Origin of the sequence: Myroides sp. DF42-4-2 (genome assembly GCF_030326445.1) — a bacterium.
Classification (GTDB): Bacteria; Bacteroidota; Bacteroidia; order Flavobacteriales; family Flavobacteriaceae; genus Flavobacterium.
The window spans coordinates 15,529-40,761 of record NZ_JACAKI010000025.1; the positions used below are offsets into that span (position 1 = coordinate 15,529).

Genomic DNA, 25,233 nt, shown 5'->3' on the forward strand with positions numbered 1-25,233 from the left:
TGCAAAATTAGTCTATTTAAGTGATTATTTCGACTTACCCCAAGGCATAGTTTGGCAGGCGTCATACTTATTTTAGTTTCTTTACCCAAAAGCACTGCAGAACAATAGGTCATGGAGCATTTGGATTTGAACTTATTTTACTGGGGATGGTCGAGATAATTTCCGCTGTAGTTAAGGCAACCTAACGAATCCTCTTCTTGCGCAACTTGTGGATGCGAATAAACGATTTTACGGGATATTGACGTTTATGGGGGATATTATTAAAAATCAAAGCGGCAATAAACAAAACGGTAACTCCAGTGAGTACAGGAGAAAATACATAGGCATAGCCCAATTGGGTAATGCTACTTCCTCCAGTTACAGCAATCAGAGCCGTTGCTCCTCCTGGTGGATGAAGTGCCTTAGCCATTTGCATACCAATGATGGATAAAGATACAGCCAAAGGCGCCGCAATCCATATGTAGTCGCCTAGCAATTTGAAGATCGTTACCCCAATAACAGCTGAAATTAGATGACCGAGAAACAAGTTCTTCGGTTGAGCCAAAGGGCTTCCTATTGCACCGTAAATCAATACACAACTCGCACCAAAAGAACCAATTAACAAGGTAAGATCATATTGTGAAAAGGCTTCAAAGTGCAAGTAACAAATCGTACCCAAACCAACAAAGGAACCGATAAACGCCCAAAAATGTTCTTTAAAATCTACCAGCGTTTCTTTGTATAACAAATAACGGGTTCTGCGGTATACTTTATTTTTTTTGATTGACATTTGTTTGCGTTTTTAATGGAGGCAAATATATCACATCTAAAAAGTAAAAGACTAAAATAAATGTGAAACCTTGCAAGAATCCCGCCTTTTTGATTTGTCTCCTGCGGCCTTTTCTAGGCCTCCCTCCAGCTAGGCTAAAAAAATGCGCAATTAGCCCTAATCCACACCAATCAAATGCCTATTTTCTCTATATTTATAACTTCGTTTTTTGTAAAATAAATAAGCACACCTTACTCCTTGTCATGCAAACAAACAAAGAAAAATTTAGCGAAATTGTATATTGGGCACTGCTGTTACTCTTAGCCTTCTCTATGATTGTCTATGGCCTTGCCAAACCCATTCAATTCCAAGACTTTGGAACCTCAACAAATGGACAAGTTTCCGAAGGACACAAAGTAATGTGGACCTTTTACAGCTATTCAATGGGATACCCTATAATCATTGGGCTTTTTGAAGTAATTGGCGGTCTAGCCCTTTTCTTTAACAGAACGCGTCTCTTTGGTTTGCTTTTGCTGTCTATACTACTACTGAATATTATCCTTCAAGATTACTTTTATGATATTATGGCCATAAAATCAGCTATTATCTATCAACTAATAGCACTGATCCTCTTAGCCTACGACTATAAAAAAGTACAAGTCATCGTGCGGGCCCTGTTTACATCGACACAGAAAAAGCCTCAATGGCTATATCTCGTTATTGCTTTCGCACTTGCTATTGCATTAAAGTATATCGAGACAAAAATCTAGTACGGCAACTTTCCAAATGCACTAGTTGACTCTACCTAAGGCCTATCAACAAGTCAGAAACTGCCTATTCCTGTGGCCTGTCCAACCGAATAAGTTAAGATATTCAACTCCTTTTCTAAGTTTTGCTAGTTTACCCCTTTAGGTCAGCTAACCCAAAAAACAAAACCCTGCATACACATACACAGGGTTTCATTTTTCTTTCTCAAAGTCTTACATTTTTTAAAACCAGTCAGTCGCCCATTCGAAAACAGGCGAACATCCCTGGTTCTGTTTAAGTAAAAGAGAAGCCCTTGGCAGTGGTTAACTGTTGCGCACTTCTCTTCCAAGTTTAGTATATTGAATTAAAACAGAATCTCCTATTCTTCTTTCCAATTTCGAATAAAATCCTCAATTTCCGCTTTTGTCTTTCCGCTTTTCTCCTGCATCTTCCCTACTACCTCATCAAATTTCCCCTCTGCGAAAACCTTCTCATCGTCAAACCACGAACCGTATTTTTGTTTGACAGCTCCTTTAATTCTTTTCCATTTTCCTTCTAGTTCTAACTTATTCATAGGCTTATAATTTAATGTTTATACTTGTTTTTATCTTATTTGTGTAATTCTTAACTATAGGGGAGAATCCCTTTACTATCGTGTTATACGTTGCGCTTTGTTCCTTGAACAAGACGAATGACGAGCATAATCAACGCCACGACTAACAAAATATGTATGAGCTCTCCTACTACTTGTCCAAAGGCAAAAAAACCAACTCCCCAACCTAATAGCAGAAGAATTACAAGAATCCAAAAAATATCTCTCATCTGTTTTGATTTTAATAGTTATACTTCATCTCTTTAGTCATCCCAATAGCGGAAGAACAACTGTATTTGGAAACCAACAAGTGTATGACTCGTCAGTTTTTTAAAGTAGTTATTACGCTTGTATTTGTTGTTAACTATTAGTAATGCATCGCGATACAGTACGTTGATATTTGTTAAGTAATAACCTTGCTTTTACACTTAAAATAAGACAAAAAGCATACTAAAAGGGTCCTATTATTCAAAAAATAACTAAAAAAACAACATAAAAAGCAGTGTAAACTAAGGCCTACCCTTAGATTAGCAAAAGTTTGCAAAAAAGTTTATCGATGCATTCAAAACTACATAAAACTGCATATTGTAGAAACAAAGTGTGGACATAATTCGCAAAAAGCGAATTATATCCACACTTTATTCCGTATAACACAAAAATCACTACATAAAAGTAATTTTAGTGTTAAACTATAACTATTGGGTAGGAGCATCACTAAACAATCGACAAAGCCGACCTATCCTATTATAGTCTTTACACCCCTCGGCGTATTCGACTCAAGGAGGATGAGGTTATACCCAGATAGGAAGCCAACATACTCAAGGGCACGCGATTAACCAAGCCAGGATAATGACTAAGAAACAGCAAATACCGTTCTTTAGCATCGAGGTTTAGCATCATATTGGCTGTTTTTAATTTGCTCTCAGTTACAAATGCATACAGTTTGGCTATCAATAAGGGCCAAACGGAAATTTCCTTTTCTAAGAGGCGAAAATTCTCATAATTAATACACCAAATACGCGCATCTGTAATGGCTTCTACATAATCGTTGGCTGCTGCTTGAATTAAAAAATTGTGCAGATCTCCGATAAATCGCCCTTCATAGATGAAGTAACGCGTAAAATCGTCTCCTGTTTTGTTGTAGTAGAGCGATCGAAACACGCCTGATTCCACAAAAGCAAGGTGGTGGCTTATTTTTCCGCTCGCTGTAAAATATGCTCCTTTGGCTACCTCTCTTACGGTAAATACGCGTTGAATAATCAGGCGTTCTTCTTCTGTTAGCTTGGCAAATTTCTCAATATAGATCAGTAGTTCTTCCATGTGGTGCTGGCTATAATATAGCTTGATTCTCTCCCTATAAATGTAGGCAATTAATTATAGGTAGACACCGATAATTCGATGATTTCTTCTCTTTGAGGTCCAGTAGACAAAAAAGTAACCGGTACTGCAACCGCTTGTTCGATATACGCGAGAAATGCGATAAAGTTAGGTGACAAATCTTCCTTTACACCGACGTTTTGAAAATCAAAATCCCAACCCTCAAACGTTTTATACTGCGGTTGTAGTTTTTTTTCCACTAGATTCGTACTAAAATAGGGATATAGATCGCCGTCTACTTCATAGTGTGTGCAAACGGGTACTTCTTTTCTCCCATTTAGGATATCCGACTTGGTAAGGATCAGTTGGGTAACTCCATTGAGCATAATCGCGTATTTCAACGCAGGAATGTCCAACCACCCTACGCGTCTTGGTCTCTTGGTATTAGAGCCATACTCTCCTCCTTTTTGGCGCAATTCTTCTGCTTGTTCACCCAAGATTTCCGTCGGGAAAATACCCTCTCCCACACGAGTGGTATACGCTTTTAGTACACCATAAATCTCGCCTATTTTGGTTGGTGAAACCCCCAATCCAGTACAAGCACCTCCAGCAATTGTACTCGAAGACGTCACATAGGGATACGTCCCGTGATCAATATCTAACATGCTGGCTTGAGCTCCTTCTGCCAACACTTTTTTTCCTTCGTTTAAGGCTTGATTCACATACAATTCCGTATCAACAATCGACAGTTTTTTTACAAACGCTACAGCTGATAGGAACTCCTCTACCAAATCCTCATACGCAGGCAAGGTACAACCGAAAGCCTCTAGTTCGCGATAGTGGCGCTGTGTAATAGAACGGAAATCTGCCTCAAATTGAGCGCTATATACATCACCTACACGCAAATTCTGACGTAAGATCTTATGGGCATAAGCGGGAGCAATTCCATTTTTTGTTGTTCCAATTGTGCGATAATCTGGATTTTCTTCGTAAACGATATCAAAATACTTGTGGGTGGGAAGAACCAAATGCGCCTTGGCCGAGATCATCAAGCGCTCTGATACATTTAAAGTCGGATCAAGCCTACACAATACAGCTAACTCTTCTTGCAATTGAATTGGATTAACCACAACACCCGTCCCAATAACATTGAGGGTCTGGGGATAAAAAACACCTGATGGCAATAATTTCAACGTTACTTTTTGCTTGTGGTAATAGATACTATGACCAGCATTTGCACCTCCATTAAAACGCGCAATTACGTCATACCTACTGCAAATGTGATCAATGAATTTGCCTTTTCCTTCATCTCCCCATTGGAGTCCAACTAAAATATCCATATGCCTCTTGTTTATTGTTTTGAATGTTAAACAACAAAAATAAGCTGGCTAATGAAGGGGGCAATTGTCAAATGACAAAAAAGGAAATACTGTTCTATTTTACAATAAAACACTGTAGACCAGCACGTTTAGAACTGATCAACGACAATTTAAGGTGTACATTGATCAAATTTAACGCGTAAATACTCGTCAAATACTTGAGTTTTTACACGTGTTTCTCGCAAAGAATCGGCCATTACAAGTTCCAAAGACGGCTTAGCTACCTCTTTCTTCAAGTCATTTGCTCTAGTGCTCATAAAAACAATGAGAGCTAATACTCCTACAACAAATCCGATTGTAAACTTCATGTACTTTGCAATTTAGTACCGCCTAATGTAGGAAAAAAAAAGACAAAAGAAAAGTTTCAATCCTAGTCCTGTCCTATTAGAACTATATAGTTATTATTTACAATCCCATTATTCACTATATCGTTTTTTAAGGAGGGGTCAACCATGAACTAATTCACTGTTTGCCATATATAATAAACAACTATTTTTCTACAATCTTATCTACTATTCAAATCAGTTCATCCCAAACCTTCCATTTCTTCTAAAGGTGGTATAGCTCTTGTTCAGTCTGCTTGGATGTTTTTTTCTCTTTTTTAACGACTAAGATACCTCCTGAATAAAAGGAGTTTTATCCTTCTTATTTAGCGATGATAGGGACATATGCTAGTTGTACACCTACGAAAAAGAAACAACTAATACTGCTAACCTCTTGAACATGAACAAATACATTTCAACTACCACCCACCAACCGCGATATATCTTATTTATCGCACCTATACTCCTATTGTGCGCTATTGCCCTGCTGCTGTATCATTGGGATGCACTTTCGGTAAAAGGGTATATCTACATACAGAAAGAATGGTTTTATTTTATCAATGCCTACTTGAAAGAACATCCACAAATGATCTTCAACTTAACACAAATTGGAGATGCCATGATATTTCTATCTTTTCTGACGTTTTTACTGCGTTATGCTCCAAAAATATGGGAATCCATTATCACGGCTTTACTAATTTCTATGCTGTTAACCCTTTCATTAAAAGAGAGCTTTTCCATTCCTAGACCAGCCAAAATATTTGATTATAAAACGTTTACCATAATTGGCGAAAAATTAATAGGTTCTACTAGTTGTCCCTCTGGTCATTCGATTACTATTTTTACGATCCTGACAGTCTTGTTATTTACCCTTGTTCCCAAAAATGCAAGCTACCGCCTTCCCTATTTCATTTGTGCGATAAGCATGGGGTTGCTCTTTGCCTTTACGCGTGTTGCCGTTGGAGCCCATTACCCCTTAGATGTGATCATTGGTTGCATATTGGGCTATTTATCAGGACTTCTAGGAGTATGTATCACTCAAAAATACACCTTATGGCCCTGGATCCACCAAAAAAGATATTATCCCCTTTTGCTGCTTTTATTGCTTTGTTGTAGCATCGCCCTCATCGTGCGGATTCTCCAGGACAACCTATTCATATACTATTGTGCGCTAGTGAGCGTAACCTATTCCTCTTATAAAATTGCAAAAGTCTATGTTCAAAAATAAACCTACAACCTCACTGATTGCCCTTTGGATGAGTGGACTCAACACCTTGTTGTTTCACTTTGCATTCTTTGATTTCGCCTATCAACAGCTTACATCTGGGATAGTCACCCGGCTACTACTCCTCCTTAGTTTAGTTGTGGTTATGCTTACAGCTAACTTTTTTGCTTTCTACTTGTTGTTCTCCCTCTCCCGTCGAATGGGTAAAATCGTACTCTCCCTCTTTTTTCTACTGAACGCTGTAGCGGTTTACTTTGTTCACACCTATCACATTCTTGTAGATGAAAGTATGATTTCCAATGTATTAAACACTAATTTAGAGGAATCTAGCAGTTTTTTCTCATGGAAACTTGTGATATACACACTCCTCTTAGGGGGCATACCTAGTTTTTTGCTCTTTAAACTGAAAACTAAAAAAGAAAAACTACAAATCATACTTTGGCGCAGTGGTACGGCTCTGACAATCCTGCTGTTGATGGTGTTCATCAATGCCAAAAACATCCTTTGGATAGACAAGCATTCTAAGCAATTGGGGGGCTTGGCAATGCCTTGGTCCTACGTAGTCAACACCGCTTTGCATTACACACATCAAGCGCAAAAAAACAAGAAAGAAATTCAATTACCCGATGCGAAGAACAGGCAAAACGCCATAGATGACCCGCAAAAAGCAGTAGTTATCTTAGTTATTGGCGAATCCACAAGACGTCAAAACTTTTCTCTTTATGGGTACGCCAAAAATACGAATCCCTTGCTTTCTCAAACAGAAAATATCTATCCCTTTAAAGCCAATTCGTCTGCTACCTATACAACAGCAGGGGTAAAAAGCATTTTGGACTACAAGGATACGGATGATTTATACGAAATCTTACCCAACTATTTGTACCGCAATCAGGTGGATGTTATTTGGAAAACGACCAATTGGGGAGAACCGCCCCTCCACATTCTCAACTACCAAAACAAAGAAACCTTGATACGAAATTGCAGTAATGATGCCTGTGCATATGATGAACTACTCCTAACTGGATTAAAGGAAGATATTGCAGGCAGTACAAAAGATAAAATACTACTTGTCTTACACAGCAGTACAAGCCATGGTCCGACCTATAGCAGCAAATATCCTCCCGCCTTCGAAGTTTTTAAACCCGTATGCAATAGTGTTGAGCTGGCTAACTGTTCACAAGAAGAACTAATCAACGCCTATGACAACACAATTGTGTATACAGACTATATACTCCACCGGGTAATTGAAGTACTCAAAGACTTTCCCGACTACAAGCGCAGCCTGATTTTTGTATCCGATCACGGTGAATCATTGGGAGAAAACAGCCTGTATATGCATGGATTGCCCCTGCATATAGCCCCTAAAGAACAGTATGAAATTCCCTTTATCGTTTGGGTAGGCGACGCCAATCAAAAAGTAAAACCCTATTCCCAGCTTTCTCAACATCACGTCTTTCACAGTGTCCTACATTTTTTAAACCTTGAAAGCCCGATATACGACGAGCAGATGAATATTTTTGAATAAGTACAATTCCCTTCTATTTCAGTGGACCGCGATTTGTGAATTGTGATCAAAACTTAGCGACCTTAGGTCAAAGAAGATTGGTCTATTGCTCAAACTGAAGGTTCTTTGCTGCATCAATATAAATGTAAAACATGAAAGCAACTATCTTTAGTTTGTGTGCTTGTACGCTGGCATTATGCAGTTTAGACGCTTCAGCACAAAAAGCACAACATCCCTTTCGCTTAGGGGTGAAAGTTTCCTCTAATCACGCCAATATCGCGGGTAACTTAAAAAACTTGAGTACCTCTAGTGCACAAGGATTTTCTGCGGGGATTACCACTCAGTACCACTTCGACCGGCTTTTTATTCAGACGGACTTATTGTATAGCGAATCAAAATCGCCCGTGGAACACGCGTTTGTTCATCGAGCAAAATGGAAGAGTATCGATATTCCCTTTGCCTTAGGCTATACGCTTTTGGACGTACAAAAAGTTAAAGTACACGTTTTAGCAGGAGGAATTTACAGTCAGATCATAGACGACCAGCTAAAGCTCACGGAAAACCTCGAACGATTTGACTATAGCCTCAATAAAAACAACGTGAAAGCGCAAATTGGCGCTGGCGTAACCGTGGGAGATTTTGTTGTAGAGCTAAAATATTCTCGCAGTTTAAACAACCTTTCAAAAGATAGTAAATCCAAATCTAATCATGTACAAATAGGTCTAAGTTATATGTTCTTATAGTCGATGCACTATAGGGAATGGTTCTAAATTAAGTTTATGGTAGGGGCGAATAGGTATTCACCTCTACCATAAACTTAATTTAGAACCACCAGTGGTCAAATTACACCTCCGTGAATCAAACGATTATCATTTATTTACCTTTGTAGTTTAAATACGATCGATCTCATGCATCCAACGATAAATATAACGAAACACAAAAGGTTGTTTTTTATTCTTTTTTGGTCTATAATCGCCCTTTCTGTATGGCCGTTTGTTCACGCCCATAATCGTCCGCTTTACTGGCTATTGCAATGTGCAGTGATGATGCTCTGTTTCATCAGCATCTCACATTACTTGAGCGATGTCGCCTTGCCTAAAGCCCTAAAAGAAGGAAAAATGAAGCGTTTTATTGTCTTATTCTTTGTGGGTATATTAGTTCTCAACGCATTGATGTCACTGTGCTTTACACTATTTCCCTACTTTATTGATGATACGGCAATGTTAGCTGACATGCAAGCCACTTCATGGAGAGAGTACTACGTACATCGCCTATTTAGTTCTTTTCCCTCAGCCATGGCCGTTGTTACAACAACCTGTGGTATACGCTTCTATGAAGAACACTACAAAATCGAACAACTCAATGCCAAGTTGAAACAAGAACACCTAGAAGCCCAAATCAAACTACTTCAGGATCAAATCAACCCTCATTTGATGTTTAACGTCCTCAATCACATTCACATTCTCATGCAAAACAACGTTGAACTCGCGTCAACTGTTTTACTAAAATTCTCCGATATTTTGCGTTATCAGCTGTATGAATGCAACCAAAAACAGGTATTCCTTCATCAGGAAATGCGCTATTTACAAGATTTAGTCGCCATCGAACAAGTACGCTGGCAAGACGAATTAGCCGTTACATGCACGTGGGAAATTGACAATAGACAGCTGAAAATTGTGCCTTTACTGTTGGTTCCTTTGATTGAAAATGCCTTTAAACATGTCTCCCGCTTACCCCATCAACAAGGGTATGTGCGCATGAGCTGTATCGAAAAACAAAATGTCTTACATTTGGATATTCAAAATTCATACAACCCTCGTTTTAAACGAGAAAAACAACAAGGTGGCATCGGCATTGCCAATATTACCGAACGACTAAAAATTCAATATCCCGATCAACACTTTTTAACCATTACAACAGGTGAAGACAACTACGCGGTTTCACTTCAAATTAATTTAAATCACTCCCATGCTAACACCTAAAAGCCCCCATTTGCTCAACTGTTTAGTCATTGACGATGAGCCTTTAGCCCGACGATCTATCGTCGATTACATTGCCAAAGTTGATTTCTTATCAACCAAAGCCTCTTGCGGATCAGCACTTGAAGCTCAGGAACTAATTAGCAATGAAAAGTTCGATTTACTCTTCCTAGACATCAATATGCCCTATTTATCAGGCATTGACTTCTTAGAATCAATTAGCAACCCGCCCTTAGTAATTTTCACAACTGCCTATTCTGAACACGCCTTGGATGGTTATCGCTTGCAAATCGTGGATTACCTCTTAAAACCTATTGGGTTCAAACGATTTTATCAAGCAGCTTTAAAAGCCAAAGAACTATACGAGCTCAAAAACCAAAACAAAGAAGAAGTCGGACTCGCCGACAGCACAATGTTTATAAAACACGAAGATAGCTTTGTCAAAATTCAATGGCCCGATATTTTCTACATTGAAGCCATGCAAAATTACGTGAAAATACACACCCATCAGAAGAGTTATGTCATTCACCAAACCATGGTAGCTTTGGAAGAATTACTTCCCAAAGAACACTTCTTCCGCATACACAAATCGTATTTGATTAACGTCGATCACATTTGTTCAATTTCAGGGAATAGGGTTTTGATTAACAACACCCAATTGCCTTTAGCTCGACTTCGAAAAGAAGCTTTACTCAACGATATTATCTACAAGAATTTACTGAGTAAATAAGACCAAAAGGGCTATTTTAAAGCAATATACCTTTACTTTAAAATAGCCCTTTTACTCCTTGTATTTCAATACTTCACTTACAAACTCCACCTCAACTTAACTGCTCCATAAAACGTAGTAGTAAATCGGGGATCTGCTTCTTTCTTCTCCTTAAAAATATTCTTTATTTTTCGTTCATTAAAAGAAAACGAGCGTACCAACGAACTACCTGTAGTTAGTGATAGAGTGAGGTTTTTGTTAAACTTGAACTCCGGTCGGAATCCCGCGACAATCTGCTGAAATCCCAACAAAATATCTTTGTCGTCTTTCTTAATGATTGCAGTCATCCCTTGTAAATCGACTGCTACTTTCAGATCGACGATTTCACTTACTTTATAACCAAATTCCGCCCCTTGAGGGAAAGCAACGCGAACGAAGAAATCACCATGGGTTTCCCAACTAAAATAGATTCCAGGCAAGACCATAGGAACACCAAAGCTATTCGTTAAGACTGGACCAACCCCCAAAGCGACATTGTCGTTAAAGTGTTTGATAAAAAATACACCGCCTTGACCTAAAATTGCTTCAGACCTAATTTCTTTTCGATCAGCATAAACCCCTACAGTTCCCATCATTAATAAAGACCACGAGTCACTAATCGATCGGAAGTGTTTAAATCCAATCTGGGCATTTAACAATTCCGTGGGAAACAAATCTTCCTCATAACGCCTATGCTGCATCTTGGCATAGGCCCCTTGTGCAACGAAAGACCATGTGCGCGGTTTACCCCTGTGATCCATACGCGTAGACAACGGTATTTCAATATTTAATTCTACGCGTCTAAAATCTGTTTGTGCGGGAGTTTTCACACTGTCTATAGGTCTGACATAATTGGAAAAGGGAACGTAATCCACCTTAAACTCCCCTCTTAAATGATCCTGTGCGTGTAGCGATAAACCGCACAAAATCAGCATACAGTACATTATAAATACAGCTGTTTTCATATTTGTTATTTTGGTGCAAAACAACTATAAAACCAAAGCTAAAGCCACATTCTTTTGACCAATGGTAGTATTTTGTTGATGACTAGATGGTTGAGCATTTACCATAAAACTAGATTCTTCACTAAATATTGCTTACATTTGGTCTATTAACTATCGCATATACTAACCACTTAACTAGTCCACATGAAAAGGCTTTGGAACTTAGAAATTCGATTAGATCAAACGGCTGAAAAACCAATTTACTTGCAAATTGCAGATGCAATTATTGAGGCGATCCAACAAGGCAGGCTCCACAAAGGAGATATATTACCTAGTACGAGGACCTTAGCGAGTACAATAGGTGTGAACCGCAATACCATAGTGAAAGCGCTGAGTGTACTTTTAGATGAAGAATGGCTCATATCGCTAGAGCGCAAAGGGATTTACATCGCGCAAACCATGCCGCAAGTGCGTCCGCAAAAACCTAAGCAAGCGAGTCCAACAGCTGCAAATGCTCCTTTTCAGCATCCAGCTCCACTCGTTTTTGACAATGGGTATCCCGATAGTAAGATTGTTCCAATAAAGGAATTAGCACGTGCCTATCGACAAATTTTTAATCGAAATGCCAAATGGCAAATGATGGGGTATGCCAATGCAGAAGGAGATCCACGATTCATACAGCATATCGCTCATATGCTCAACCATCAAAGAGGGATGCAGGTCAAAGAAGATCGCGTTTGTATAACCCGAGGGGGGCAAATGGCTATTTACTTAATTGCTCAGTGTTTACTCCAAAAAGGAGATGCTATTTTAGTAGAAAACCCAGGATATCAATCGGCATGGCAAGCCTTTGAACGCGCAGGCGCTACATTAATCCCCATTGAAGTAGATGCCGAGGGAATCTCTACCACCGCCCTGCGACAACAGTTGGAAAACAACCCCAATATAAAGGCCGTGTACCTCACCCCTCATCATCAATTTCCGACAACCGTTACCTTGAGTTTACAAAGGCGATTGGAGCTTATCCAACTCGCCAATACCTATAATTTTACAGTTATTGAGGACGATTACGACAATGAATTTCACTATACCTATCGCCCCGTACTCCCCTTGTGTAGTTATACTGAATTGCAAAACTATGTGTATATAGGCACACTGAGTAAAGTCGTAGCACCAGCTTTGCGCATTGGCTTTTTAGTTAGCAGTCAGCTTGCGCTTATTGAAGCGATTACACAATTGAGAAAAATCATTGACATTCAAGGCGATCGCATTATGGAACAAGCCGTACTTCAATTAATTGAAGACGGCATGCTAAGAAAACATATTAAAAAAGCGACAAGTTTATACAAAGAGAAAAGAGAGGCTATGCTTGAATTTATCCAGCGCTACATGGGTGATACTGTTACGTATACAATTCCCGATGGCGGCTTGGCTTTTTGGCTCAAGCCCAACAAATCCTTAGACTATACACGTCTGTTACAACAACTAAAAGAAAGAGGCGTCCAATTGGTCAATCCCAATGATTATTATAGGGCTCCGACTTCTTCCGATGGCTTGCGATTGAGTTTTGGCACCCTTTCTATCGATGAATTAGAAAGAGGTGTTCGAATCATAGGAGAATGTCTTAGAGCACAATAGTCAAAGGTCTACATCTACTCTTGCCATTTCGCCAATGGGGTGACGCCTCCTTGCACTTTATCTCCTAGTTTTACCTCAACCTTACAGCTGATAGGTAGTAGTAAATCTACACGTGAGCCGAACTTGATGAATCCCATTTGATCCGTCTGTTCTACAACCGTCTTTGGCGTCAAGTAATTGACAATGCGGTTGGCCAAAGCCCCAGCAATTTGTTTGGCTAATACTTCCTGGCCATTTTTATGTCGATAGACCACGCTATGTCTTTCGTTTTCCGTAGATGATTTTGGATGCCAGGCTACTAAGTGTTTCCCCTTGTGATACTGACTGTACACTACTTCCCCTTGGATGGGATTTAAGTTGACATGCACATTGAACACACTCATAAATACAGACACCTGTAACCGCTTTTCTGTGAAATACTCATCTGCCTCTACTTCTTCTATCACAACGACCGTTCCGTCGCAAGGTGCAACTATACACCCCTCATCCTTGGTCATTACTCGGGAAGGAATGCGAAAAAAGAAAATGACTAACCCCCATAACCCTAGGGTTATCAACAAAATCAATACTTTTACAAGCACTAACTTCTCGCTAATTAAATAATAAGCCCCTCCGTTAACTAGGAGTAAAACGATACTCGCTATCGCAATGGATCCTCTTCCTTCTTTGTGTATTTTCATGCTATTCTCGTTTTAAGTAATCGCCATCTCCATCTTTGCTGCATTCAATTAAAAAAATGACACCATTGAATAGGCGCAGCAAAAGACAAGATGGATGTAAAAAATTAAGATGATATTGTTTGTTTGGAGGTTCTGGTTGGATTCGAACCAACCTACTAACTCTTGCGGAATTAGGCCTACCACTCACCACAGAACCATTTGTTTTCTGATACAAACATACGGGCACTTTTTCTGATCTGACTCATACAGAATTGGTATTTACTAGCTGGTCCAGTTTAGGAATAGCAATACAAGCTGTCACTGCTGGACTAGGGCTATATTCCCATTCTGCACCAGTATAACCTTCAAAAATCACTCTATTTTTGCGATGCAATTCTATAATAATCAATTAAATAAATCAACAAAATGGAAAAAGTACTTTTTTATCATGCAGGATGTCCAGTATGTGTTAGTGCAGAACAGGACCTTTTACATCTGATCAAAGATCATCAAATTGAGATTGTACACCTTGGGGAAGAAAAATCCAGAATACAAGAAGCAGAAGTCTATGGAGTTCAATCTGTACCTGCGATTGTCTTGGCCAATGGCAATGTCTTACACCTCAACTTTGGTGCCTCAATCAAGGATCTGAAGTAGATTAGATTCATCCATAAAAAAACGCTGCGTTTCACAAACCAGCGTTTTTTTTTGCACCTGCCATTCTCACTATAACCACTTCTGCTATAGGGTTACACTCCCGCATCGGGCAAGTAACGCACCATATAGTACAACCCCCAAGCAATTACCATAATTACTGTAATCCATACCCAATACGGTATACTTTGAGGGGTTTCACTCCCTATGATCAAAAAATCTTTTTGATCAGCTTTTCCATAAGCATTGACCATAATATTGACGATGCCATCTACCACCCCACCTTCTTTCATTCCCTCCACTTCAATGGCAGGGCCATTTCGAACAATAAAGGGGATTTTTCGAATCCCTTCTTTTCCGGTATGATCCTTACTGACAATGGTCAATAGATGATCGCCATCAACCAGCTTATGGGTATCCAACGCAAAGGTAATGGGCGTATCTAAAACAGCAATAGGTTGCGGTTCTTCATCAAGGAAGAGGTATACTTTACTTTTTTGTTCCATAATACAACGCATTTAAAACAGTTCTCTTAATGTGATCCTCATTGCGTTCTCCTGGCTTAATCAACCATTTAACCGAAAAAAACAACGTCAGGACAACCACTACTGCAACTACTGCAATAATGAGATAATCCCATTGGCTATCCGGGCCTGATCCGTGTACAATTCCCTTTAGTACTTTGGGTTGGTTGCGTTCACACACCGGACACGCCATTAGGGTAGCGGTGCTGAGGAAAGTGAGTATTCCAGCTGTTATATTTTGTTTTGCTTTCATTGTTTTGCTTTCATTTCGTTAATATAATCCATGATTTCTTTTACTTGTTCTACGCTGACTAAAGGGGCCTGATTTCCCCAATTGTTTCGCTCGTAATTGACTATGGCTGTTACTTCTTTTGCAGTCCAATTGAGGTTGCTTCCCACAGCAGGCATAACGCCGTATTCTCCACGGGCATCGTATCCATTCATGATAATATCCACAAAGAGTTGCAGGTTATCATCCAGCACAACGGGACTGTTTTTGAGTGGCGGAAATGCACCAGCTAAACCTTCGCCATTCATTTGATGGCAAGAAGCACAATTGGTAGCATAGAGGTTTTTGCCGTCTACACCTGTATCTGATTCCCCTTGTGTAAATTGCGTTGTCGCTTTATCCTTCAATGGATATAGAAACTCAGGAGCTACAGTGGCTTCGGGTAATTTTGCTTGTTTCAATTCCCGCAAATAAGCCACGAGATCAAGTGCCTTTTCCGTGGCGATAACCTGGCCTTTCGCGCTATTGGCAAATCCTTCAGGAACTGAAACTACCACATCAGTATCGGAGGGGTTGTGTTTGTATTGAAACAAGAACGGATAAGCGGGCATAACTGATTCTTTAACCACAATTCTCGGGTTAAATAGATGGACGAGATGCCAGTCGATACTCGGTTGTCGGGTACCTATATCTGTTAAATCAGGTCCTGTGCGTTCAGTTCCCATTAACGTAGCAGTATTGGTCCATAGGTCCATCCGCTTATTTCCCGCATAATCGGCTGACATAGAAGGCCTACTTCCCCATTTTCGGTCCATTTCTACATTGCGCACTTGCTGGCTGTGACAAGCGACGCACCCATTGGCAATAAACACCTTTTTACCGCGCATAGCCGCCTCACTTAAAGGTTCCGCATCCGGTAATGGTTGTATCCTCGACTGATTGTCTAAGGCCGGTAAAATCGCTACAAAAAGCGTTAATACAACAAACAAAACACTGGCAACGAGGTATAATTTTTTATGATTATTGAAGATCTCCATAACTAAACATTAAGAATTTGAACTAGACTTGATTTGCTCTTGTAATTTTTCAAGTGCGAGCGTTGCGATTGCGGTTTCCTTTAGGGGAATTGATCGCGTCATCCTGTAAAAATTAAAGGCGAAAAACAAATGTGATACCCACATTAAACTACCGCCTATCGCACGCCAGAGCCAATAGGGCATCATCAGCTTAACGCTTTCGATAAACGCAGCGTCTCCCATCCACAAGATTCCGCGTAGGGTTCCGCCATACATCAAAGGGATGGAATAGAAAAGCAATCCAATAAGCGCTAGCCAAAAATGAGCGCCTACTGTTATTTGAGGAGCTTCTTTTCCCGTTAACTGCGGCACTAATGCATAAATACCTCCCCACAGCAAAAAGGCAATAATCCCATACATGGTTAAATGCGAATGCGCTACCGTAAAATCAGTAAAATGCCACAGTAAATTGGTAAAGCGAAAGGATTCTGCTGTTCCTTGAAGCGAGCCTGTAAAGTAAAAGATAATACCCACCACAAAAAAAGGAACAGTATAGCTATCCCTTACCTTATGCCAGGCTCCTCTGAAGGTCATAATGAAATTTGTTGTCCCCGCAACGACAGGAATAACCATTCCCACACTGGCCACAATCGCCACCGTTTGCAACCACCACGGAATAGCACTGAATACAAAGTGATGCGTGCCTATTAGCGTATAAAAAAGAATTTGTGTCCAAAAAGCTAAGATTCCTAAGCTGTAGGAGTAAATGGGTTTATTGAGCTGTTGAGGGACGAAGTAGTACACAATACCCAAGGTAAATAGCATAAACCACATACCCACTGCTTGATGCATATAGTAGCCTTGTACGATGGTTTCTCCTAATCCATCTTGCCATTGGGGTAAATAGCCTACTAGGGCAACAATTGTAATAAAAATAACCGCAGAGACAATATACCAATTCGAAATATAAATTTCATTTGTTTTGCGCTGGGCAATCGTTCGAAGGTAATTGCGCAGTGTAAAATACAATCCTAGGGCAAAGAGTAACATAATCGGCCAAATGTACTCGCGATATTCTCCTCCTCCATTGTTGATCCCTGCCAGTAAGCTCAGGGATCCAACTAACACAGAAGCATTGATTAATACAAGGGAATACCACGCCCATTTATAACTGGCTAAAGCGGTATTACTTACCCTGGGAACAATATAGTACCCCAAGCCAATCATCCCTAGTGAAGACCACCCCCAAAAAACGGCATTCGTGTGTACTGGGCGCAGTCGACCAAAACTCAACCAACTAGTCTGATCTAGATCAGGAGCGATAAACTTGAGCCCCAAGTATTCACCAACAGTCGTACCAAAAAGCAACCAAAAGCTAGCTGTTCCCAAAAACCACAAAATCAGCTGGGTAAGCTTGGGATCAATGTCCAAGCTTTTGTCATTTCTCCTCTTTGCCGCTACAACAGCTATAGCATCCCCTTCTTGCGCCTGTAGCAATCCTTTCTTATCCATTGCAGCTTGAGTACCCGACAATTCCCGATTTGAAAGCGTATAGTCCAACGCCTCTTTTCGCTGCATGAATACCTCTAAATCCTCTTCGGATAGATGCTCAAAATAGTGCAACAAGTCATCAACTTCTTGCTTTTGCAACTTTTGTCGTTGTCGCTTGATCACGTGGTAGATCTGAAATGCCATCATCCAAATTCCCAATATAATGGGAATGGCAATTAATACAATAATAATCCAAATTCCTGGCTCTTTCAAAAGTGGACGATCCTCCAACCGCATTGTTGTTTGGGCCTCGGCAACCTGCGAAAAAAGAAATCCCAAGATCAAGAGTACAACCCTTTGCTTTGAGCGCGTGAATTGCGCCAATACCTTGAGCTGTCCTGATTTTAAATAGGCAAAATAACGCCTAACATCCGCAGGTTTTTTTTGATGCTCTTGATAGGAATGCAACAATTCCCTTGCTTCCAAGTACAAAAAACCAAAAGCAAGGAGTACCAGTACCCCCATTAAAATCAATAGTATTCCCACACCATTACTCCAATCAAACGCAAAAGACAAGGGTTTCATACTTGGTGTCTCTATCGCAATTGCTGGTGTAATAAAAAAGGCACCACAGGGAGCCGTACACGTTGTAAAAAAGACAGTTTTCATTCTATTTATGTATTACAGTTTATTTCAAAGACAAATCAATCCCATCCTCCTACTCCATCTTCCGATCGACGGGTTCGAGGCTCCTTCTATTTCGAATTGACAGTCAAAGGTAAATACCAACTGGCTCATCTTACTGGTTCAGATTTAACAAACAACCCTAGACCAATAAACCCTATTTAGCGTACAAACAAGATCAAACGCAATAAATAAAGATAAAAAACTCCTTTATTGTCTCAATTGTGATTTGAATCATAAAATAAACCTTGCATATGGAGGTAACTTTGGGATACAATAATATCTAAACTATATCAAGATGAAATCAAAAGCGCTATCATTTATGCTACTTACAAGCTGTTTAACCCTTCTTTCATGTGGAGATAAAACGGTAAAAACACCATCAGAAGAAGTGACAACAACAAATGAAAGAAAAGTAGAAGTTGCTGCAGAAACTAAGGCTACTTCAAGCGATGCGAATGCGCCTGCTTCGGAACGCGTGGATTTAGTAAATAAAGGAAAAGGGCCGATCAAAACGTTGGTACTTGGTGATATTGATCAAGCTATGGCAGCTAAAGGGCAAGAAGTATTTAAAACCATGTGTACGGCATGTCATAAAACGGACAAGAAGTTTATCGGACCAGCGCCTAAGGGCATCTTAGAGCGTCGTACGCCAGAATGGGTGATGAATATGATTTTAAACCCTGAGAATATGATTGAAAACGACCCCTTGGCTCAAGACTTATTAAAAGAATTCAATGGAGCACCAATGGCGAATCAGAATTTGACAGAAGAAGAAGCGCGTGCCGTTTTAGAATATTTCAGAACACTGTAACCTAACACTATAAAGTATGAAAAAGTATATCAATTTAACCTTATTGAGTTGTCTGCTGGGCATCACCTTAGTCAGCTGTTCAAAATCAGGTCAAAATAACAAGGGAGCGCTCTCTTCCAATGCAGCAGAAAAAGTATATGTTGCACCAGGAGAATACGATGAATACTACGGTTTTTTTTCGGGGGGATTTAGCGGACAGCTATCTGTATATGGTTTGCCTTCAGGGAGGCTTTTTAAAGTAATTCCCGTTTTCTCTCAAGATCCAGAGAAAGGGTATGGATACAGTGAGGAAACCAAACCGATGTTAATGACCTCTCACGGATTCATTCCTTGGGATGATTCTCACCACCCGGATATTTCTCAAACCAATGGTGAACTAGATGGACGTTGGATTTTCATCAACGGAAATAATACACCGCGTATTGCCCGCATTGACTTAGAAGATTTCAGTACCGCTGAGATCATTGAAATTCCAAACAGTGCTGGGAATCACAGTTCGTCTTTCGTTACGGAAAACACAGAATATGTAGTAGCGGGAACGCGTTTTTCTGTGCCAATACCCCAACGCGATATCCCGATTAAAGAGTACAAAGGAAACTTCAAGGGAACCCTGTCATTTATTAAAGTGGACCAAGAATCAGGGGATATGGACTTGTCTTTCCAAATTCAGATGCCTGGGTTTAACTATGATTTATCCCACCCTGGTCGTGGAAAATCACATGGTTGGTTCTTCTTTACTACCTATAACACAGAAGAGGCGCATAGCTTATTAGAAGTAAATGCCTCTCAGAATGACAAGGACTTCATTGCAGCAGTGAATTGGAAAAAAGCCGAAGAATACATCAAAGCGGGAAAAGGAAAAAAAATGCCTGTAAAGTATGCTCATAATAAATTTGACAATGCCACACATATGGCTACGCACACCATGAAAGAAGAAGTACTCATACTCGATGCAAGCGAACTACCCGATTTAGTATACTTATTGCCCACGCCAAAATCACCCCACGGTTGTGATGTGGATCCCTCGGGAGAATACATCATCGGCAACGGAAAACTTTCAGCCAACCTTACTGTACACTCTTTTACGAAAATGTTAGACGCAATTGAGAAAAAGAAATTTGACGGAGAAGCATATGGTTTGCCTATTTTAAAATTTGAAGATGTTTTAGCAGGTGTAGTAGAACAACCTGGATTGGGACCTTTGCATACGGAGTTTGATGGTCAGGGCAACGCCTATACTACTTTCTTTATCTCTTCTGAAGTGGTAAAATGGAAATTAGGCACTTGGGAAATTGTCGATCGCAAGCCTACGTATTATTCTGTTGGTCACTTGATGATTCCTGGTGGTAATTCGAGAAAACCAGATGGCAAATACTTAGTGGCGATGAATAAAATCACCAAAGATCGCTACTTACCTGTTGGCCCCGATTTGAATCACTCCGCTCAACTCTACGATATATCAGGAGATAAAATGGAATTATTGCTCGATTTCCCTACTATTGGAGAACCGCACTATGCTGCGGCAATCAAAGCGGAAAAGATCATGCACAAATCTAGACAGATCTATAAGCTCGATGAGAATAAACACCCTTATGCTACAAAATCGCCTGCCGAAACTAAAGTAACGCGAAAGGGCAATGAAGTTCACATCTACATGACCATGATCCGAAGTCACTTTACCCCAGATAATATCGAAGGCGTAAAAGTCGGTGATAAGGTATTTTTCCACGTGACCAACTTAGAACAAGATTTTGACGTGCCACACGGTATCAGTATGCTAGGAGCAAATACATCCGAACTCCTCGTAACACCTGGTAAAACGGAAACTTTTGTTTGGGAACCCAAACAAGTGGGGGTTTGGCCTTTCTATTGTACCGATTTCTGTTCGGCTCTTCACCAAGAAATGCAAGGTTATATTCGCGTATCCCCTGCTGATTCAAACCTAGAGCTTTCCTGGTCACTAGACGATGAATAACGAATAGAACCTATCGCTTTACATTTAATCTTTAAAGGACAGGAATTAAAATTCCTGTCCTTTATAAACAAAAAAGTATGAAAAAATCCTCTATTTTAATGATAGTGGGCTCGTGTTTACTCCTATCCTTATTCTACTTTCCACTTTGGAACATTGAACTAGGAGCTCCACAATATCCAATTCCCTTGGGAATGAATATTTATATTGATGGGATTAAGGGCGTAGGAGAATTTGATCTTCAAAATATTGACGGACTCAACCACTATATCGGAATGAAAACCATTCCTAAGCCGGATCAAATGTGGGAGTTTACTGTTTTTCCAATTGTCATTGCCTCCATGGCTATCCTGGGTATTGCCTTGGGCATTGGTGGTTATTTCAAAAAAGTAAAACCCATCTATTTCTTAGGTTGGCTGCTTGTTATGGGAATACTAGGCATTGCCGGAATGTACGATTTCAACTTGTGGTTGATCGACTACGGAAGTGATTTAGATCCTCATGCCATTATGAAAATGGTCGATGCCCACGGCAACCCCTTAACCTATGAACCTCCGCTATTTGGACATCGAAAAATACTAAACTTTGACGCCTATTCATACCCTCACCTAGGCGCCTATCTCATGGCCTTGGGTATGGTCTTAGTCTTTATCGCTTATCTCGTTGGAATGAAATCTAAAAAAAAATAGTATGAAACCACTCACATTTCTTATGCTAAGCCTTCTGTTTGTCTCTTGTACAGTCAAAGTGCAACCCATTGAATATGGCACAGACGCTTGTGACTTTTGCAAAATGGGCATTGTAGATGCAAAACACGCTGCTCAATTGGTAACAACCAAAGGCAAAAACTACAAATTTGACGCGATTGAGTGTATGTTGCACTACCTTGCCGATACCGCAAAACCAGCAAAGGAATACACACACCTCTTAGTTGCTGATGTGCTCAATCCCGGTACATTAATACCCGCTGAACAGGCGAATTTCATTGTATCCAAAAACATCCCCAGTCCAATGGGAGCCTTTCTTTCCGCAACACAAACCAAGGAAGAGGCAGATCAACTAATAGACGAATTTACAGGCGATCACTACACCTTCACCACCATACGTCAACAGCTGTCGCACCAATAAAAAGCAGGCTTTAACCTCTTTAACGCTATGAAAAAAACGCTTGAACTACTATGTATTCTCCTTTTCCTTCTTTTAGGTTGGAATATAAAGGCCAAAACCATTACTGTTCAACCTCATTCCGCAATTAACACAATCAAAAAAGCCATCGAAATGGCTGATTCCTATGATCTGATTGTCGTTGAAGCAGGAACCTATAAAGAAACGGATATTCACATAAATAAACCACTCACCCTCCTGAGTAAAAACGCCATCGTTGATGGAGAAAACAAAGGAGAAATCTTTATTATCCAAGCGGATTATGTCACGGTAAAAAACTTTACCATCATCAATGTAGGAAGCAGTTACATAAAAGATTATGCCGCAATACGCGTAAGGGAAAGCAAACACTTTATCATTGAAAACAACACCATTAAAGAGCTGTTTTTTGGTATTTACCTCGAAAAATCCAAGGAAGGAAAGATCCTCTCCAATAAGATATATGGCAAAGCCAAAAGTGAATTCAATTCAGGCAATGGCATTCAGCTGTGGTATTGTAACAACATTGAAATCAAAGACAATTACGTCGAACGTGTACGCGATGGGATTTATTTAGAGTTTTCTAATTACTGTACCATTCACAACAATATCAGTAAAAACAATGTGCGCTATGGCTTGCACTTTATGTTTTCCAATCACGATGTGGTAACCAATTGCTCTTATACCAACAATGGAGCTGGTGTGGCCATTATGTTTTCCAAATTCATGAAAATGAGTTACAACTTGTTCAGTGATAATTGGGGATCTGCTGCCTATGGGGTGTTGCTAAAGGAAGTCAATGATACGGAAATTAGCCGCAATATATTTAAAAACAACACCACAGCTATTAATATAGAAGGATCCAACCGCGTACAGTACCTACACAATGATTTTATTAGCAATGGATGGGCGTTAAATTCCAGAGGAGCCAATTATCAGAACACGGTAAACTACAATAATTTTCTAAACAATTCATTTGATTTACTCTACCAAGGTCAACTCAATCAAAACAATTTTGACCACAACTATTGGAGTAATTATACGGGTTATGATTTAGACAAAGACGGCATTGGAGATGTTCCCCATCGACCGATTAAGCTCTTTTCTTATATCGTGAATAAAACGCCTGAATCCATTATTTTTCTGCGTAGTCTATTTGTCGATATCATTGATTTCTCAGAAAAAGTAGCTCCCGTATTTACGCCAGATAACTTAGTAGATGCCCAACCTTTTATTAAACAAATTCAGCATGATTACGATAACTAATTTACATAAGAAATTTGCCGAGAATCAAGTACTAAAAGGAATTGACCTCGAAATTGGTCAAGGCGTACTCGCTATTTTAGGCCCTAACGGAAGCGGTAAAACTACCCTCAATAAATGCATTTTATCTATGGTACATCCCGATTGTGGCAGCATAGAAATTCAGGGAGAAAATATCGCTAAGCAATGGAAATACCGAAGCAATATCGACTATTTGCCACAAATAGCCAGTTTTCCCAATACCCTAACCGTACTTGAATTGATTCACATGATCAAAGATCTGAGAAATGACAACCAAAAAGACCACCAAACCCTGGTTGACTTATTCAAACTCTCGCCTTTTCTCAACAAAAAAATCAATAAACTGTCGGGAGGTACTAAACAAAAAGTAAACATCCTATTGGCCTTTATGTTTGACAATCCAATTTTAATTCTCGATGAGCCCACAACTGGATTAGATCCCGCCGCCATGATTCTATTGAAACAACTGATTATCAACGAAAAAAAAAAGGGAAAAACCATTATCGTTACCTCTCACATTATGAGCTTTGTCGAAGAAATTTCCGATCAGATCATCTTTATTCTTGAAGGTAAACTATACTTCAAAGGCACTATAGATGAACTAAAAGAAAGGACGAAACAAGACAACTTTGAACATGCTATTGCTAACCTTTTACTTGATTCTTATGCTTAAAATTCTAAAATATAGCTTTTTCGATTTAATGCGCAGCAGATGGAGCTACTTCTACTTGTTCTTTTATCTTGCCCTTGGATTTGTCTTGCTATTTCTCAATCGCGATATTGGAAAAGCCATTATCACGTTGATGAATGTGATCATTGTTCTTGTGCCTTTAATCAGTACGATTTTCGGTATTATGTACTACTATGATTCCAAGGAATTTACAGAACTACTACTCGCTTTGCCGATCAGGCGTTCGTCTATTTTCATAGGACAATATTTGGGCGTTGCCTTGTCTTTATCCATGAGTTTACTCATCGGTTTGGGCATTCCTTTTATTTGTTACGGCCTTTTTGAGTCGGACATTATTTTCGAATTTCTACTCCTTTTAGGCATAGGTGCATTCTTAACCTTTATATTCAGCGCATTAGCCTATAATATTGGTTTGAGAAACGAAAATAAAATCAAGGGATTCGGATTTGCTATCTTATTATGGTTGTTCTTAGCCGTTGTATATGACGGTATCTTTTTGAGTATTCTCCTCGTGTTTGGAGATTATCCATTGGAGAATATCTCCTTGATTGGCACGATTTTGAACCCCATCGACTTATCGCGTATTTTAATCTTACTCAAACTCGATATTTCTGCTCTATTGGGCTACACTGGAGCCGTATTTAAAAAGTTCTTCGGCAGCGGATTGGGTAGCTTACTATCCTTTGCCCTGCTTGCCCTTTGGACTGTACTGCCTATTCTGTTGATCTACAGAACAGGGAAGAAAAAGAATTTTTAAATATTGAAGATGGTGAGTAGTGAGTGGTGAGTGGTGAGTGGTGAGTGGTAAGTGGTGAGTGGTGAGTGGTGAGTGGTGAGTGGTAAGTGGTGAGTGGTGAGTGGTGAGTGGTGAGTGGTGAGTGGTGAGTGGTGAGTGGTGTACATCCCTAAATATGGTTGACCGTTTTTA

At 39.8% G+C, this 25,233-nt stretch carries 27 protein-coding genes and 1 tRNA gene; 15 read left to right on the forward strand and 13 right to left on the reverse strand.

The annotated features are described in order from the left end of the window. Positions 1-181: 181 nt before the first annotated feature. Positions 182-769: an HPP family protein gene (locus HX062_RS14460; protein WP_286467892.1), complete on the reverse strand. Its 588-nt coding sequence runs from the start codon at positions 767-769 to the stop codon at positions 182-184. 242 nt (positions 770-1,011) lie between these two features. On the opposite strand from HX062_RS14460, the gene HX062_RS14465 reads away from it, so the two are divergent. Then, the gene (locus tag HX062_RS14465) at positions 1,012-1,518 is read left to right on the forward strand and encodes a hypothetical protein (protein WP_286467893.1); all 507 of its coding nucleotides are present in this window, start codon (positions 1,012-1,014) and stop codon (positions 1,516-1,518) included. A 356-nt stretch (positions 1,519-1,874) separates the two neighbouring features. Here HX062_RS14465 and HX062_RS14470 read toward each other — a convergent pair whose 3' ends face one another. The 5 genes from HX062_RS14470 to HX062_RS14490 form a co-directional block, all read right to left on the reverse strand. Beyond that, positions 1,875-2,069, reverse strand: coding sequence for a CsbD family protein (locus HX062_RS14470; RefSeq protein ID WP_286467894.1), 195 nt, complete (start codon positions 2,067-2,069; stop codon positions 1,875-1,877). Between the two features lie 83 nt (positions 2,070-2,152). Continuing rightward, on the reverse strand, positions 2,153-2,317 hold the full coding sequence (locus HX062_RS14475; protein ID WP_286467895.1) for a lmo0937 family membrane protein: 165 nt from the start codon (positions 2,315-2,317) through the stop codon (positions 2,153-2,155). 523 nt (positions 2,318-2,840) lie between these two features. Next, a complete protein-coding gene (locus HX062_RS14480; RefSeq protein WP_286467896.1) occupies positions 2,841-3,407 on the reverse strand; it encodes a Crp/Fnr family transcriptional regulator in 567 nt (188 codons plus the stop codon). Between the two features lie 50 nt (positions 3,408-3,457). Next, positions 3,458-4,744 carry an adenylosuccinate synthase gene (locus HX062_RS14485; RefSeq protein WP_286467897.1) on the reverse strand — a complete coding sequence of 429 codons (1,287 nt, stop codon included), beginning with the start codon at positions 4,742-4,744 and terminating at the stop codon, positions 3,458-3,460. A gap of 149 nt (positions 4,745-4,893) precedes the next feature. Next, positions 4,894-5,091 carry a hypothetical protein gene (locus HX062_RS14490; protein ID WP_182626467.1) on the reverse strand — a complete coding sequence of 66 codons (198 nt, stop codon included), beginning with the start codon at positions 5,089-5,091 and terminating at the stop codon, positions 4,894-4,896. Between the two features lie 415 nt (positions 5,092-5,506). Here HX062_RS14490 and HX062_RS14495 point away from each other — a divergent pair, with 415 nt between their 5' ends. From HX062_RS14495 to HX062_RS14515, 5 genes are all read left to right on the forward strand, one after another. Next, positions 5,507-6,334 carry a phosphatase PAP2 family protein gene (locus HX062_RS14495; protein ID WP_286467899.1) on the forward strand — a complete coding sequence of 276 codons (828 nt, stop codon included), beginning with the start codon at positions 5,507-5,509 and terminating at the stop codon, positions 6,332-6,334. Continuing rightward, positions 6,321-7,856, forward strand: coding sequence for a phosphoethanolamine--lipid A transferase EptA (gene eptA, locus HX062_RS14500; protein ID WP_286467900.1), 1,536 nt, complete (start codon positions 6,321-6,323; stop codon positions 7,854-7,856). The genes HX062_RS14495 and eptA overlap by 14 nt, the downstream gene beginning before the upstream one ends. 131 nt (positions 7,857-7,987) lie before the next feature. Further along, the gene (locus HX062_RS14505; protein ID WP_286467901.1) at positions 7,988-8,578 is read left to right on the forward strand and encodes a porin family protein; all 591 of its coding nucleotides are present in this window, start codon (positions 7,988-7,990) and stop codon (positions 8,576-8,578) included. Between the two features lie 165 nt (positions 8,579-8,743). Beyond that, complete coding sequence (locus HX062_RS14510; RefSeq protein ID WP_286467902.1) at positions 8,744-9,817, forward strand: sensor histidine kinase; 1,074 nt, start codon at positions 8,744-8,746, stop codon at positions 9,815-9,817. Further along, on the forward strand, positions 9,804-10,544 hold the full coding sequence (locus tag HX062_RS14515) for a LytR/AlgR family response regulator transcription factor (RefSeq protein ID WP_286467903.1): 741 nt from the start codon (positions 9,804-9,806) through the stop codon (positions 10,542-10,544). The genes HX062_RS14510 and HX062_RS14515 overlap by 14 nt, the downstream gene beginning before the upstream one ends. Positions 10,545-10,621: 77 nt before the next feature. Here the strand turns inward: HX062_RS14515 and HX062_RS14520 are convergent, their stop codons facing one another. Continuing rightward, positions 10,622-11,506, reverse strand: a complete 885-nt coding sequence (locus tag HX062_RS14520; RefSeq protein ID WP_430530050.1) for a DUF6268 family outer membrane beta-barrel protein — start codon at positions 11,504-11,506, stop codon at positions 10,622-10,624. Positions 11,507-11,710: 204 nt separating this feature from the next. On the opposite strand from HX062_RS14520, the gene pdxR reads away from it, so the two are divergent. After that, positions 11,711-13,144 (forward strand): MocR-like pyridoxine biosynthesis transcription factor PdxR, encoded by a 1,434-nt coding sequence (gene pdxR, locus HX062_RS14525; protein WP_286467905.1) that lies wholly within the window; start codon positions 11,711-11,713, stop codon positions 13,142-13,144. Between the two features lie 14 nt (positions 13,145-13,158). Here pdxR and HX062_RS14530 read toward each other — a convergent pair whose 3' ends face one another. Then, on the reverse strand, positions 13,159-13,824 hold the full coding sequence (locus HX062_RS14530) for a phosphatidylserine decarboxylase family protein (protein ID WP_286467906.1): 666 nt from the start codon (positions 13,822-13,824) through the stop codon (positions 13,159-13,161). A 124-nt stretch (positions 13,825-13,948) separates the two neighbouring features. Further along, positions 13,949-14,020, reverse strand: a tRNA-Cys gene (locus HX062_RS14535). 209 nt (positions 14,021-14,229) lie between these two features. Here HX062_RS14535 and HX062_RS14540 point away from each other — a divergent pair. Continuing rightward, on the forward strand, positions 14,230-14,460 hold the full coding sequence (locus HX062_RS14540) for a thioredoxin domain-containing protein (RefSeq protein ID WP_286467907.1): 231 nt from the start codon (positions 14,230-14,232) through the stop codon (positions 14,458-14,460). Positions 14,461-14,552: 92 nt separating this feature from the next. On the opposite strand, the gene HX062_RS14545 is transcribed toward HX062_RS14540, so the two are convergent. Genes HX062_RS14545 through HX062_RS14560 form a run of 4 tightly spaced genes read right to left on the reverse strand, consistent with a single transcriptional unit; the run spans position 14,553 to position 18,386 of the window. Further along, entirely contained in the window at positions 14,553-14,963 is a 411-nt protein-coding gene (locus HX062_RS14545; protein WP_286467908.1) for a cytochrome C, read from the reverse strand. Next, complete coding sequence (locus tag HX062_RS14550) at positions 14,947-15,234, reverse strand: hypothetical protein (RefSeq protein ID WP_182626456.1); 288 nt, start codon at positions 15,232-15,234, stop codon at positions 14,947-14,949. Before HX062_RS14550 ends, HX062_RS14545 begins: the two co-directional genes overlap by 17 nt. Further along, positions 15,231-16,247 (reverse strand): cbb3-type cytochrome c oxidase subunit II, encoded by a 1,017-nt coding sequence (locus HX062_RS14555; RefSeq protein ID WP_286467909.1) that lies wholly within the window; start codon positions 16,245-16,247, stop codon positions 15,231-15,233. Before HX062_RS14555 ends, HX062_RS14550 begins: the two co-directional genes overlap by 4 nt. A 9-nt stretch (positions 16,248-16,256) precedes the next feature. Further along, positions 16,257-18,386, reverse strand: a complete 2,130-nt coding sequence (locus HX062_RS14560) for a cbb3-type cytochrome c oxidase subunit I (RefSeq protein WP_286467910.1) — start codon at positions 18,384-18,386, stop codon at positions 16,257-16,259. Between the two features lie 313 nt (positions 18,387-18,699). Here HX062_RS14560 and HX062_RS14565 point away from each other — a divergent pair, with 313 nt between their 5' ends. The 7 genes from HX062_RS14565 to HX062_RS14595 all read left to right on the forward strand — a co-directional run bounded on the left by HX062_RS14565 (position 18,700) and on the right by HX062_RS14595 (position 25,062). Further along, entirely contained in the window at positions 18,700-19,215 is a 516-nt protein-coding gene (locus tag HX062_RS14565) for a c-type cytochrome (RefSeq protein ID WP_182626453.1), read from the forward strand. A 16-nt stretch (positions 19,216-19,231) separates the two neighbouring features. Next, on the forward strand, positions 19,232-21,190 hold the full coding sequence (gene nosZ / locus HX062_RS14570; RefSeq protein ID WP_286467912.1) for a Sec-dependent nitrous-oxide reductase: 1,959 nt from the start codon (positions 19,232-19,234) through the stop codon (positions 21,188-21,190). 77 nt (positions 21,191-21,267) lie between these two features. Continuing rightward, a complete protein-coding gene (locus tag HX062_RS14575) occupies positions 21,268-21,876 on the forward strand; it encodes a hypothetical protein (RefSeq protein ID WP_286467913.1) in 609 nt (202 codons plus the stop codon). 1 nt (position 21,877) lies between these two features. Beyond that, positions 21,878-22,315: a nitrous oxide reductase accessory protein NosL gene (locus HX062_RS14580; RefSeq protein ID WP_286467914.1), complete on the forward strand. Its 438-nt coding sequence runs from the start codon at positions 21,878-21,880 to the stop codon at positions 22,313-22,315. A 27-nt stretch (positions 22,316-22,342) separates the two neighbouring features. Continuing rightward, positions 22,343-23,596 (forward strand): nitrous oxide reductase family maturation protein NosD, encoded by a 1,254-nt coding sequence (gene nosD / locus HX062_RS14585; RefSeq protein WP_182626449.1) that lies wholly within the window; start codon positions 22,343-22,345, stop codon positions 23,594-23,596. Beyond that, positions 23,580-24,287, forward strand: coding sequence for an ABC transporter ATP-binding protein (locus tag HX062_RS14590; RefSeq protein WP_182626448.1), 708 nt, complete (start codon positions 23,580-23,582; stop codon positions 24,285-24,287). Before nosD ends, HX062_RS14590 begins: the two co-directional genes overlap by 17 nt. After that, positions 24,280-25,062 (forward strand): ABC transporter permease, encoded by a 783-nt coding sequence (locus tag HX062_RS14595; protein WP_286467915.1) that lies wholly within the window; start codon positions 24,280-24,282, stop codon positions 25,060-25,062. Before HX062_RS14590 ends, HX062_RS14595 begins: the two co-directional genes overlap by 8 nt. Positions 25,063-25,233 lie beyond the last annotated feature (171 nt).